Consider the following 12879-nt stretch of genomic DNA (forward strand, 5'->3'; position numbering starts at 1 on the left):
CGATCAGCCAGCCTGCGCCGCCGCCACCGTGCGTTCGGACCAGCCGCCGCCCAGCGCCTTGTAGAGCTGGATCAGGTTGGACAGGCGCGCCAGCCGCGTCTCGACCAGCGTCTGCTGCGCCGTATACAGCGAACGCTGCGAATCCAGCACGCTGAGATAGTTGTCGATACCCTGCTGGTAGCGCTGCTGCGACAGGTCGTAGGCGCGCTGGTTGGCCTGCACCAGCAGTTCCTGCGACCGGATCTGCTCCTGCAGCGTGCCGCGGCCGGCCAGCGCGTCGGACACCTCGCGGAACCCGTTCTGGATGGCCTGCTCGTAGCGGGCGATGCCGATGTCCTTCTGGATCTTGGCCAGGTCCAGGCTGGCGCGCAGCGCCCCGCCCGCGAAGATCGGCACGCTGATCTGCGGCGCGAAACTCCAGGCGCCCGACCCGGCGTCGAACAGGCCGCCCAGGCTGGCGCTGGCCGTACCGGCCGAGCCGGTCAGGCTGATGCGCGGGAAGAACGCCGCGCGCGCCGCGCCGATGCTGGCGTTGGCGGCTTGCAGCTGGTGCTCGGCGGCGCGGATATCCGGCCGGCGCGCCAGCAGGTCCGACGGCAGGCCCGCCGGCAGGTCGGCCAGGACCACGCCGTCGGGCAGCGCCGCGGCCTGGTCCAGCTGCGCGCTGATTCCGGCCGGCAGCGGCTGGCCCACCAGCAGCACCAGCGCGTTGCGGTCCTGCGCGGCCATGCGGGTGTACTGCGACAGGTTGCGCTCGGCGGTGCGCAGCGAAATCTCGGCCTGGCTCAGGTCCAGCTCGGTCGCCACGCCCAGGTCGTAACTCTGGCGCGTCAGCTTGTACGACTCCTGCTGGGCCGCCAGCGTCTGGCGCGTCAGCGCCAGCAGCTCCTGGTCGGCGCGCAGCGTCAGGTAGGCGTTGGCGGTCTCGGCCACCAGCGTCAGCTGGGTGGCCACGCGCGTTTCGTCCTGCGCCAGGTAGAGCTGCAGCGCCTGCTCGCTGAGGCTGCGGATCCGCCCGAACAGGTCCAGCTCCCAGGTCGACAGGCTGGCGCCGACCTGGTAGCTGCGGCTGATGCCGGCCTGCCCGCTCGGGTTGAGGTCGGCCGGGGTGCGCTGCACCGAACCATTGCCGCCCACGCCCACGCTGGGCGCGAGGTCGGCGCGCTGGATGCGGTACTGCGCGCGCGCCGCCTCCACGTTGAGCGCGGCGACCCGCAGGTCGCGGTTGTTGGCCAGCGACAGCGCCAGCAGCTCCTGCAGCAGCGGGTCGCCGAAGAAATCGCGCCAGCCCACGTCGGCGGCGGCCGGCACGCCTGCGGCGGCCTGGCCCGGCGCGCCGTAGGCCGGGCCGGACGGATAGGCCGCGTCGACCGGCGCCTGCGGGCGCTCGTAGGTGGGCGCCAGCGAGCAGCCGGCCAGGGCCGTGGCCACGGCAAGGGACAACAAGGTTCTCATGACGACGGGTTTCATTGCGGCTGTCCTCCGTGCGCGGCCGGCTGGGCGCCGCCGTGCGGGTCGTCGTCCTCGCGGTTCTCCGAGGCGCGCTTGACCTTGAACAGGCGCAGGGTAAGGACAAAGAACAGGGGCACGAAGAAGATCGCCAGGAAGGTGCCGGTCAGCATGCCGCCGATCACGCCCGTGCCGATGGCGTTCTGGCTGCCCGAGCCGGCGCCGGTGGAGATGGCCAGCGGCACCACGCCCAGGATGAACGCCAGCGACGTCATCAGGATGGGGCGCAGGCGCTGGCGCGCGGCGTGCACCGCCGCCTCGGTCAGGCTGGCGCCCTCTTCGTAGTGCTCCTTGGCGAACTCCACGATCAGGATGGCGTTCTTGGCCGCCAGCCCGATGGTGGTCAGCAGCCCCACCTGGAAGTACACGTCGTTGGACAGGCCGCGCGTCAGGGTGGCCAGCAAGGCCCCCACCACGCCCAGCGGCACCACCAGCATCACCGCCGTGGGAATGCTCCAGCTTTCATAGAGCGCGGCCAGGCACAGGAACACCACGATCAGCGAAATCGCGTACAGCGCCGGCGCCTGCGCGCCCGACAGGCGCTCCTCGAACGACAGGCCGGTCCAGTCGTAGCCGATGCCCAGCGGCAGCTTGTTGGCCAGGCGTTCCATCTCGGCCATGGCGTCGCCCGAGCTGTAGCCCGGCGCGGCCTGGCCCTGGATGTTGTACGACGGCACGCCGTTGTAGCGGTTCAGCTTCTGCGGCCCGAAGGTCCATTGCGCCGACGAGAAGGCCGAGAACGGCACCATGTCGCCCGCGTTGTTGCGCACGTACCATTTGTCCAGGTCCTGCGGCAGCATGCGCGAGGACGCCTCGCCCTGCACGAACACCTTCTTGACCCGGCCGCGGTCGATGAAATCGTTGACGTACGACGAGCCCCAGGCGGTGGCCAGGGTGTTGTTGATCTCGGTGATCGACACGCCGAGCGCGCGCGCCTTCTCGCGATCGATGTCCAGCTGGTACTGCGGCGCATCCTCGATGCCGTTGGGACGCACGGCCACCAGCAGCGGGCTCTCGCCGGCCTCTTTCAGCAGCTGGTTGCGCGCCGCCAGCAGCTTCTCGTGGCCGACGCCGGCGCGGTCCTGCAGCTGGAAGTCGAAGCCGGTGGCGTTGCCCAGCTCCATCACCGCGGGCGGGGCGAACACGGCCGCCTGCGCGTCGCGCAGCTCGGCGCGGAACCTGGCGTTGGCGCGCGCGGCCACCGCGGCGGCGCGGTGCTCGGCGCCCTTGCGTTCGTTCCAGTCGCGCAGCTTGATGAACAGGATGGCGGCGTTCTGGCCGCGGCCGCCGAAGCTGAAGCCGTTGACCGCGAATACCGAGGCCACCGATTCCTTCTCGTCTTCCAGCAGGTACTTCACCGCCGCGTCGATCGTGGCCTGGGTGCGCTCGCTGGTGGCGCCGGCCGGCGCCTGCACCTGGGCGAACAGGATGCCCTGATCCTCGTCCGGCAGGAACGCGGTGGGGATGCGCATGAACATCCACGCCATGCCCAGCAGGATCACCACGTAGATCAGCAGCAGGCGCTTGGTGCGGCCCATGCTGCGGGCCACGTTGTTGGCGTAGGCCTGGCTGGAACGCTCGAAGTTGCGGTTGAACCAGCCGAAAAAGCCCTTCTTGGAGCCATGATGCCCCTTCGGGATGGGCTTGAGCATGGTGGCGCAAAGCGCCGGCGTGAACACAATGGCCACCACCACCGACAGCACCATGGACGACACGATGGTGATGGAGAACTGGCGATAGATCACTCCGGTCGAGCCACCGAAGAAGGCCATGGGCACGAACACGGCCGCCAGCACCATGGCGATGCCGATCAGCGCGCCGGTAATCTGGCTCATCGACTTGCGGGTGGCCTGGCGCGGCGAGATCCCCTCCTCGGCCATCACGCGCTCGACGTTCTCGACCACCACGATGGCGTCGTCGACCAGCAGGCCGATGGCCAGCACCATGCCGAACATGGTCAGGGTGTTGATCGAATAGCCGAACGCCGCCAGCACCCCGAACGTGCCCAGCAGCACCACCGGCACGGCCAGCGTGGGGATGAGCGTGGCGCGCACGTTCTGCAGGAACAGGTACATCACCAGGAAGACCAGCAGCACCGCTTCGAACAGCGTCTTCACCACGCCCTCGATCGACAGGCTGACGAAGGGAGTGGTGTCGTACGGGTACACCACGTCCATGCCCGGCGGGAAGTACGGCTTGAGGCCGTTGATGGTGTCGCGCACCGCCTGGGCGGTATCGAGCGCGTTGGCGCCGCTGGCCAGCTTGATGGCCAGGCCCGAGGCGGGCTTGCCGTTGTAGTAGCTGTCGATGGCGTACGTCTGCGCGCCCAGCTCGATGCTGGCCACGTCCTTCAGGCGCACCTGCGAGCCGTCGCTGTTGACCTTGAGCAGGATGCGGCCGAACTCTTCCGGGGTCTGCAGCCGCGACGGCCCGATCACCGTGGCGTTGAGCTGCTGGCCGCGCACCGCCGGCTGGCCGCCCAGCTGGCCGGACGAGACCTGCACGTTCTGCTCGCGGATCGCGGTGGTGACGTCGGAGGCGGTCAGGCCGAAATTGACCAGCTTCTCGGGGCTGATCCATATGCGCATGGCGTATGGCGCGCCGAACAGCTGGAAGTCGCCCACGCCGGGCGTGCGGCTGATCGGATCCTGGATGTACGAGGCCACATAGTCGGCCAGGTCGGACTTGTCCATGGTGCCGTCGGTCGACACGAAGCCGGCGACGATCAGGAAGTTCTTGGTGGCCTTGGTGACGCGGATGCCCTGCTGCTGCACTTCCAGCGGCAGCAGCGGCTGCGCCACCGCCAGCTTGTTCTGCACCTGCACCTGCGCCGTGTCCGGGTTGGTGCCTTGCGAGAACGTGAGCGTGATCGACATGCTGCCGTCGGAATTGCTTTCCGACGAGATGTACTGCAGGTTGTCGATGCCGTTCATCTGCTGCTCGATGACCTGCACCACCGTATCCTGCACGGTCTGGGCCGAGGCGCCCGGATAGGTCACGTTGATGCTGATGGCGGGCGGCGCGATGTTCGGATATTGCGCGACCGGCAGGCTCAGGATGGAGAGCGCGCCGGCCATCATCAGCACAATCGCGATCACCCAGGCGAACACCGGCCTGTCGATGAAAAACTTTGCCATGCGGGGACTCCCTTACTTCGCGGCGGCCGGTTGCGCGGCGGCCCTGGATGCGGGCGGGCTCCATTCGGCCGCCTTGACCTCGGCGCCCGGGCGCACGGATTGCAGGCCTTCGACGATCACGCGGTCGCCGGCCGCCAGGCCGCCGCTCACCAGCCATTGGTCGCCGATGGCGCGATCGGTCTTGATCGTGCGCAGTTCGACCTTGTTGTCGGCGTTGACCACCAGCGCGGTGGGCAGGCCGCGCTGGTTGCGCGTGACGCCGCGCTGCGGCACCAGCAGGCCCTCGGACGCCACGCCCTCGGCCAGCCGGGCGCGCACGAACATCCCCGGCAGCAGCTTGCGCTGCGGATTGGGGAACACGGCGCGCAGCAGCACCGAGCCGGTGCCCGGGTCGACGGTGACCTCGGAGAATTGCAGCTTGCCGTCCTGGTCGTACTGCGTGCCGTCTTCCAGCGTCAGCGTCACGCGCGCCGACTGCTCGTCGGCCTCGCGCTGCAGCAAGCCGCTGTCCAGGGCGCTTTTCAGGCGCAGCAGCTGCACGCTGGACTGCGTCACATCGACGTAGATGGGGTCGATCTGCTGGACCGCCGCGACCGCCGCGCTCTGGTTGGCCGTCACCAGCGCGCCTTCGGTGACGTTGGAGCGGCCGATGATGCCGCCGATCGGCGCCAGCACCTTGGTATAGACCAGGTTGATGCGCGCGGTTTCCAGCGCGGCCTTGGCCGCCAGCACGTCGGCCGAGGCCTGGTCGCGCGCGGCGACCGCATCGTCGTAGGCCTGCCGGCTGACCGCGCGGGTATCGACCAGCGGCTTGTAGCGCTGCACCAGCAGCGTGGCGGTCTTCAACTGCGCCTGGACGCGCGCCAGCGCGGCCCGGCGGCTGTCGACCTCGGCCTGGTACAGCGCCGGGTCGATCTGGTAGAGCTGCTGGCCGGCGGCGACTTCGCCGCCTTCGGTGAACAGGCGCTTCTGGACGATGCCGCTGACCTGCGGGCGCACTTCGGCGATGCGGTAGGCGGCGGTGCGGCCGGGCAGTTCGCTGGACAGCGCCACCGACTGGGTTTTCAGGGTGACCACCCCGACCTGCGGTTGCCCGCCTCCCTGCGCCGCCTGCTGTTCCTTGCCGCACGCGGCCAGCGTCAGGGTCAATGCCGCCAAGGAAAGCGCGGCGATGCCGCGCCCGACCAGATAGTTATTCTTCATAGCTTGCCTTTCCGTTCAAACCAAGCGCCGGGATGCCTGTGCGCACCCGCTGCACGCCACAACGCAAAAAAGGAAACACACCGCGCCCGCCATGCGGGCTTGCCGGCCAACATAGTGCTGCGTTGCAAAACGAGCATTTTGCGTTATCCCGCGGTGGAAACAAACAACTTGTTTTCGAAAACATCATTCCAAATATGGGACAATCTCATCTTTCGCCCTCTCACCATCCGCCATGAACCGTCTGCAAGGCATGGAACTCTTCGTCGAAGTGGCCAGGACGCTCAGCTTCAGCCGCGCCGCCGAGAACCTGGCCATTCCCAAATCCACCCTGTCGCGCCAGGTGGCCGAACTGGAGCGCTCGGTCGGCCTGAGGCTGCTCAGCCGCACCACGCGCCGGGTCGAGCTGACCGAAGCCGGGCAGCTGTACTTCGAGCGCTGCCAGCGCATCGTGGCCGAAGCGCGCATCGCCCATGAAGAGCTGCAGAACCTGGTCGAGACGCCGTCGGGTCCGCTGCGCGTGAACATGCCGGCCGACTTCGGCACCGACTTCCTGTCCGAGGCGTTCACGGAGTTCTCGCGCCGCTACCCGGAGGTCAACTTCTACCTGGACCTGGCCAGCCCCGAGCACGCCGAACGGGTTTTCCAGACCTGCGATGTGTCGATCGAGATCGGCGATCTGCCCGACTCCACCCACATCGCCCGCCTGCTGGGCGTGCTGCCAGCCCACCTGTATGCATCGCCCGATTACCTGGCGCGCCACGGCGAACCGCAGCACCCCGATGACCTGCCCCGCCACGAATGCATCGAGTTCCGCGCCGGCACGGGCCGCGTCACGCGCTGGCCCCTGAACAGCGGCGAGCGCCACATCGAGATCACCCCGGGCAACCGCTTTTCGGTCAACAGTGTGTCGATGGTGCGCAACCTGGCCACGCTGGGCGCCGGCATCGCGATCCTCGCGCCCATGGGCAATGTGCGCGAGGACATCGAATCGGGCCGCCTCAAGCGCATCCTGCCCGACTGGCTGGCCGGGCCGTTCCCGGTCTACGCGGTCACGGACACCCGCATGCTGCCGGCCAAGACGCGCATCTTCGTCGAATTCCTGATGGAGCGCCTGAGCAACAAGGCACTGGCAGGCCAGAATAACCCGGCGTTTTTAAATTTGCGTTAATCGCCGGGCCGCGGCGGCCGCTTGGAAATCGACTGAAACGGTTACGTCGCTCAGAAGCGCTCGTCGGCGCGCAGATAGCGCCATTGGCCCACCGGCAGGTCGCCCAGCGACACCCGGCCGATGCGCACCCGCTTCAAGCCCACCACGCGCAGCCCCACCAGCTCGCACATGCGGCGGATCTGGCGTTTCTTGCCCTCGCGCAGCACGAAACGCAGCTGGTCGGCGTTCTGCCAGCGCACCTGGGCCGGGCGCAATGGCTTGCCGTCGAGCGACAGGCCATGGTTGAGCAGGGCCAGCCCCGCTTCGGACAGCCGGCCCTGCACCCGCACCAGGTATTCCTTGTCGACCTCGGAGTCTTCGCCGATCAGCTTTTTGGCGATACGGCCGTCCTGCGTGAGGACCAGCAGGCCCTGCGAATCGATATCGAGCCGTCCGGCCACGGCCAGGCCCTGCAGCTGGCCGCGCTCGAAGCGCTGGGGCGCGCGGTCGCCCGCATAGCGCGAGCGCGCGTCGATCAGCGCCACCGCCGGGGTGTAGCCTTTCTCGGCCTGTCCCGATACATAGCCCACGGGCTTGTGTAGCAGGATGGTGACCCGCGCGGTCTGGCGCGCGGCCGCGGCGCGCTCCAGCGTGATGACCTGATCGGGAAAGGCGCGCGCGCCCAGCTCGGACACCACCACGCCGTCCACGCGCACCCAGCCCCGTTCGATATAGCTGTCGGCCTCGCGGCGCGAACAGAGCCCGCGCTCGGACATCAGCTTGGAGATGCGTACTTTTTCCATGGCGCGTATTGTAGGGCCTGCACCACGGGCGCCGCGCCGGCTTGGCATAATACACAGCCATGACCACCCCCATTCCCCTCGCGCGCGGCTGGCTGCCCGCCGCGCCCTCGACGCTGGACCCCTTGCGCAAGTATTGGCTGTTCCGCCCCGGCGCGCTGACCGCCGGCCTGCGCCAGCTGGGCCACGTACGCCTGCGCGTGCTGGCCGAATACCCTACCGGCGCGCCCCGCGACGAGGCCGACGGCATGCGCATCGCCCCGCACAGCCCGGTCTGGGTGCGCGAAGTGCTGATGTCGATCGACGGCGTGGACAGCGTCGTGGCGCGCAGCCTCACGCCGCTGCGCGCCTCGCATGGCGTCTGGCAGGGCATGCGGCGCCTGCTGACGCGCCCGCTGGCCGACATGCTGTACAACGACCCCGGCATCCATCGCTCGGTCTTCGTATGCCGCCGGCTGGCCGCCGGCGTGCCCTTCCATGCCACCGCCATCGCGCGCGCGCCGGCCGGCGGCCCCGAACCGACGCTGTGGGCGCGCCGCTCCGCCTTCTGGCGCGCCGGCCAGCCGCTGCTGGTGGCCGAGTGCTTCCTGCCCGCCTTCTGGTCGCTGGCGCGCGCGCCTGTCGCGCCGCGCTGACACCGCGGGCGGTTTTGACGCAGAATCAGGGTTGCGCGGCGGCCCGCCGCGCCCTGTTCGCGCCTGGTGCCCATGACCACGACCGCCGAATCGCCGCATATCCGCCGCAACACGCGCCTGCTCAGCTGTGCGCAGGCGCTGGGCGGGGCCAGCCCCGCCATCGTCATCTCGATGGGCGGCCTGGTGGGCCAGATGCTGGCCAGCGACCCGGGGCTGGCGACGCTGCCGGTCAGCCTGTACAACCTCGGCCTGGCCGCCGGCATCCTGCCCGCGGCCGCCATGATGCGCCGCCGCGGCCGGCGCGGTGGCTACCAGCTGGGCGCCCTGCTGGGCCTGCTGGGCGGCCTGCTGGCCGCCTGGGGCATCTGGAGCGGCCGGTTCGCGCTGTTCTGTGCCGGCACGGCGCTGGCCGGCCTGTACGGCGCCTACGTGCAGAGCTACCGCCACGCCGTCACCGACGGGGTGCGCCCCGAGCACCGGCCGCGCGCCATTTCGGCCATCATGAGCGCCGGCCTGGTGGCGGCCGTGCTGGGCACCAATACCGCCCTCTGGACCCGCAACCTGTGGCCCGCGGCGCCCTTCGCCGGCAGCTTCGTCTCGCAGGCCGCGCTGGCGCTGCTGGCGCTGGGCGTGGTCAGCCGGCTGCGCGCCGTGCCGGTGGGCCTGGCCGCGGCGCAGGCCGGCCGGCCGCTGGCGCGCATCGCGCGCACGCCGCGCTTCATCGTCGCGGCCGCGGCTGGGGTGGTGTCGTTCGGCTTGATGAGCCTGGTCATGACCGCCGCCCCGCTGGCCATGGTCGACTGCGGCCACGGCGTCGCCGCCGCCGCCCTGGGCATCCAGTGGCATGTGCTGGCCATGTATGCCCCCAGCTTCGTCACCGGCCGGCTGATCGAGCGTTTCGGCAAGCTGCCGGTCACCGCGCTGGGCCTGGCGCTCATGCTGGCCGCGGCCGGCGTCGCGCTGACCGGCCTGAGCGTGCCGCATTTCTGGGCCGTGCTGGTCCTGCTGGGCGTGGGCTGGAACCTTGGCTTCATCGGCGCCACCGCCATGCTGGCCGACTGTTGCGAGCCGCACGAACGCCTGCGCGTACAGGCGCTCAACGACCTGCTGGTGTTCGGCTGCGTGGCCGCCGCCTCGTTCTCGTCCGGCCAGCTGCTGGCCCATGGCGGCTGGTCCATCGTCACTCTGACGGTCTTTCCCGCCGCCGCCGCCGTCCTGCTGCTGCTGGCATGGCAAGGACGCGAGGCGCGCGGCTGATCCGGCGCGCTGTGGCTGCCCCGGGTGCCTGTCCCCGCAGGGACAGGCACCTCGCGCGCGTCAGCGCCAGGATTGCGGCTCGACCTGGACCTGGCCCTCGTCGGTGCTGACGAAGGCCGCGCCGTCGGAGATGTTGACGTGCACCTGCATGGTGCGGCGCGCCAGCTGCGCCAGCGCCTGGGTCTGCGCGGCAGGCAGGCAGACCACGCGCAGGTTGCGCGCGCGCTCCAGCTTGCCGCGCACGCCGTCCCACCAGACCTGCGAGGCATGGCCGCCGTAGCAATACACCACGACCTCGGCGGCGCGCCCGCAGGCCTTGAGGATGCGCCGCTCGTCGGGCTGGCCGACCTCGACCCACAACTCGATATCGCCGGTCAGGTCCTTGCGCCAGAGGTCCGGCTCGTCGGTGTCGCTCAGGCCCTTGGTGAAAGCGAGCTGTTCGTCGGCGTGCAGCGCGTAGGCCAGCACGCGCACCATCATGCGCTCGTCGGTCTCGGACGGATGACGCGCGATCGTCAGGCCGTGGCTGGCATAATAGTGGCGGTCGGTATCGGCGACATGCAGGTCCGCCTTGTAAATGGTTGCGCGCAGGGCCATGAAGAGTGCCTGATCCAGTTGCTGGGTTGCCAAAGACCGGCAATGATAACTGCCCGCGCGCTCGCGCGCCGCGCCTGCTCCGTCCCTCGCCATGACACCGCTTGCCGCCCTGCTGGCCTTCACGCTGGCCGCCACCCTGCTCACCATCACCCCGGGCCTGGACACCGCCCTGGTGCTGCGTACCGCGGCGCTGGACGGGCCGCGCCGCGCGCTGCTGGCCGGCCTGGGCGTATGCGCCGGCTGCCTGGCCTGGGGCGTGGCCGCCGCCCTCGGGCTGGGCGCGCTGCTGGCGGCGTCCTCGCTGGCCTACGACGCGCTGCGCATCGCCGGGGCGGCCTACCTGTGCTGGCTGGGCGCGCGCCTGCTGGCCCGCAGCCTGCGCCGGCGCGCCGGCGACGCGGCCCCCGGCGCGCTGCCGGCCGCGCCGGTCGGCGGCGGCGCCTTGCAATGGTTCTGGCGCGGCTGCCTGACCAACATGCTCAATCCCAAGGTCGGCGTCTTCTACGTCACGTTCCTGCCGCAATTCATCCCCGCCGGGGTGGATGTGCTGGGGTTCAGCCTGCTGCTGGCCGCGCTGCACGCCGTGCTGGGCCTGCTGTGGTTCGCCGCGCTGGTGGCGGCCACCCGGCCGCTATCGCGCTGGCTGGCGCGCCCCTCGGTGGCCCGCGGGCTCGACCGCCTGAGCGCCGGCGTGTTCATCGCCTTCGGCCTGAAGCTGGCGCTGGAGCGGCGCTGACCTCAGGCGTACACGCCCACCGGATGGCGCGCCACGTAGTGGCCGTCGCCCACCCGCACCAGCGGCGCGACCACCGGCTCGTCGCCCACCTTGCGCACCGGGCTGGGAATCTCGTCGACCAATAGCGAGCGCTCGCGGTGGCGCCGACGCGGATCGGCGATCGGCACCGCCGCCATCAGCTTGCGGGTATAGGGATGCTGCGGGTTCTCGAAAATGGCGCGGCGCGGGCCGATCTCCACGATCTGGCCCAGGTACATGACGGCCACGCGGTGGCTGACGCGCTCGACCACCGCCATATCGTGCGAGATGAACAGGTACGACACTCCCAGTTCGCGCTGCAGGTCCAGCAACAGGTTGACGATCTGCGCCTGGATCGAGACATCCAGCGCCGAGACCGATTCGTCGGCGATCACCACCTTGGGGTTCAGCGCCAGCGCGCGCGCGATGCAGATGCGCTGGCGCTGCCCGCCCGAGAACTCGTGTGGATATCGGTCGGTCATTTCGGGCAACAGCCCGCACTTGTCCATCAGCCAGCGCACGCGCTCGCGCGCGGCGCGCCCGCTGGCCGTCCTGTGCACCAGCAGGGGCTCCATGATCGAGTCGCCCACGGTCATGCGCGGATTGAGCGAGGCGAACGGATCCTGGAAGATGAACTGGATATGGCGCCGCAGCGACTGCATGGCCGCGCCGCGCAGCACGCCGATGTCGCGGCCGTCGAACTCGATGCTGCCGCCCTGGCTCTTGACCAGCTGCAGCAGCGAGCGGCCCGTGGTGGTCTTGCCGCAACCGGACTCGCCCACCAGCGCCAGCGTCTCGCCGGGAAACAGGTCGAAGCTGACCTGTTCGACCGCATGCACGCGCTTGCCGACCCGCCCGAAGATGCCATCGGCGATATCGAACCGCGTCACCAGCCCACGCACTTTCAGCACCGGACCGCCGTCGCGGCGCACGGTGTCCGTCTCGGCCGCCCCGGCCCGCGGGGCCGCCTCGGCCTGGTCGACCTGCAACAGCGGAAACGGCGCCGGCTGGTCGGTGCCCTGCATGGCGCCCAGCCGCGGCACCGCCGACAGCAAGGCGCGCGTATAGGCGTGGCGCGGCGCGGCGAACACGCCGTCGCACCCGCCCTCCTCGACCTTGTCGCCGCGGTACATCACCAGCACGCGATCGGCCACCTCGGCCACCACGCCCATGTCGTGGGTGATGAAGATGACGCCCATGTCCATTTCCTCCTGGAGCTGGCGTATCAGCTGCAGGATCTGCGCCTGGATGGTGACATCCAGCGCGGTGGTGGGTTCGTCGGCGATCAGCAGTTGCGGCTTGCACGACAGCGCCATGGCAATCATCACGCGCTGGCGCATGCCGCCCGAGAGCTGGTGCGGATAGCGGTCCAGGATGGCGCGGGCCTCCGGGATGCGCACCCGCTCCAGCATGCGCAGCGCCTCGGCGCGCGCGCCGGCCGCGTCCAGCCCCTGGTGCAGTTGCAGCGCCTCGGCGATCTGGTTGCCGGCGGTGAAGCTGGGGTTGAGCGAGGTCATCGGCTCCTGGAAGATCATCGCCACATCGGCGCCGCGCACCCGCTGCAGGGTGCGCTCGTCGGCGCGCGCCAGGTCCAGCACGTCGCCGCCGCGCCGGCGCAGACGCATGCCGGTCGCGCTGAGCCGCCCCCCGCCGTACTCGACCAGCCGCATCAGCGCCAGCGAAGTCACCGACTTGCCCGAGCCCGATTCGCCGACGATGGCCAGCGTCTCGCCGCGGTCGACGTGGAAGGACACATCATTGACGGCCTGGACCACCCGCCCCGGGGTGTTGAAGCGCACGCTCAGGCCATCTACCTGCACTACACGGGTGGCGTCCATGC

Annotated in this window: 10 protein-coding genes; 4 read left to right on the top strand and 6 right to left on the bottom strand. The window is 70.0% G+C overall.

From position 1 onward, the window contains the following. Nucleotides 1-3: 3 nt before the first annotated feature. The 3 genes from adeC to CAL11_RS11810 are packed head-to-tail and all read right to left on the bottom strand — an operon-like array spanning nt 4 to nt 5849. Nucleotides 4-1470, bottom strand: coding sequence for an AdeC/AdeK/OprM family multidrug efflux complex outer membrane factor (adeC, locus tag CAL11_RS11800; protein WP_086093031.1), 1467 nt, complete (start codon nt 1468-1470; stop codon nt 4-6). After that, nucleotides 1467-4646, bottom strand: a complete 3180-nt coding sequence (locus CAL11_RS11805) for an efflux RND transporter permease subunit (protein WP_086093032.1) — start codon at nt 4644-4646, stop codon at nt 1467-1469. Before CAL11_RS11805 ends, adeC begins: the two co-directional genes overlap by 4 nt. A 12-nt stretch (nt 4647-4658) precedes the next feature. Then, nucleotides 4659-5849 carry an efflux RND transporter periplasmic adaptor subunit gene (locus CAL11_RS11810; protein ID WP_086093033.1) on the bottom strand — a complete coding sequence of 397 codons (1191 nt, stop codon included), beginning with the start codon at nt 5847-5849 and terminating at the stop codon, nt 4659-4661. A gap of 232 nt (nt 5850-6081) precedes the next feature. Here CAL11_RS11810 and CAL11_RS11815 point away from each other — a divergent pair, with 232 nt between their 5' ends. Then, nucleotides 6082-7017, top strand: a complete 936-nt coding sequence (locus CAL11_RS11815; protein WP_230590390.1) for a LysR family transcriptional regulator — start codon at nt 6082-6084, stop codon at nt 7015-7017. Between the two features lie 50 nt (nt 7018-7067). On the opposite strand, the gene CAL11_RS11820 is transcribed toward CAL11_RS11815, so the two are convergent. Beyond that, the gene (locus CAL11_RS11820) at nt 7068-7799 is read right to left on the bottom strand and encodes a pseudouridine synthase (RefSeq protein WP_033465077.1); all 732 of its coding nucleotides are present in this window, start codon (nt 7797-7799) and stop codon (nt 7068-7070) included. A gap of 59 nt (nt 7800-7858) precedes the next feature. Here CAL11_RS11820 and CAL11_RS11825 point away from each other — a divergent pair, with 59 nt between their 5' ends. Together CAL11_RS11825 and CAL11_RS11830 are read left to right on the top strand one after the other, a co-directional pair. Continuing rightward, nucleotides 7859-8431, top strand: a complete 573-nt coding sequence (locus CAL11_RS11825; protein WP_033465080.1) for a chorismate--pyruvate lyase family protein — start codon at nt 7859-7861, stop codon at nt 8429-8431. Nucleotides 8432-8503: 72 nt separating this feature from the next. Then, nucleotides 8504-9688: an MFS transporter gene (locus CAL11_RS11830; protein WP_208617582.1), complete on the top strand. Its 1185-nt coding sequence runs from the start codon at nt 8504-8506 to the stop codon at nt 9686-9688. Between the two features lie 60 nt (nt 9689-9748). Here CAL11_RS11830 and CAL11_RS11835 read toward each other — a convergent pair whose 3' ends face one another. Continuing rightward, on the bottom strand, nt 9749-10285 hold the full coding sequence (locus tag CAL11_RS11835) for a YaeQ family protein (protein ID WP_086093035.1): 537 nt from the start codon (nt 10283-10285) through the stop codon (nt 9749-9751). A 91-nt stretch (nt 10286-10376) separates the two neighbouring features. Here CAL11_RS11835 and CAL11_RS11840 point away from each other — a divergent pair, with 91 nt between their 5' ends. Next, nucleotides 10377-11021, top strand: a complete 645-nt coding sequence (locus tag CAL11_RS11840) for a LysE family translocator (RefSeq protein WP_086093036.1) — start codon at nt 10377-10379, stop codon at nt 11019-11021. 2 nt (nt 11022-11023) lie between these two features. Here the strand turns inward: CAL11_RS11840 and CAL11_RS11845 are convergent, their stop codons facing one another. After that, the gene (locus CAL11_RS11845) at nt 11024-12877 is read right to left on the bottom strand and encodes a dipeptide ABC transporter ATP-binding protein (RefSeq protein WP_086093037.1); all 1854 of its coding nucleotides are present in this window, start codon (nt 12875-12877) and stop codon (nt 11024-11026) included. Nucleotides 12878-12879 lie beyond the last annotated feature (2 nt).

This window comes from Bordetella genomosp. 6 (assembly GCF_002119705.1).
Lineage (GTDB): Bacteria > Pseudomonadota > Gammaproteobacteria > Burkholderiales > Burkholderiaceae_B > Bordetella > Bordetella bronchiseptica_F.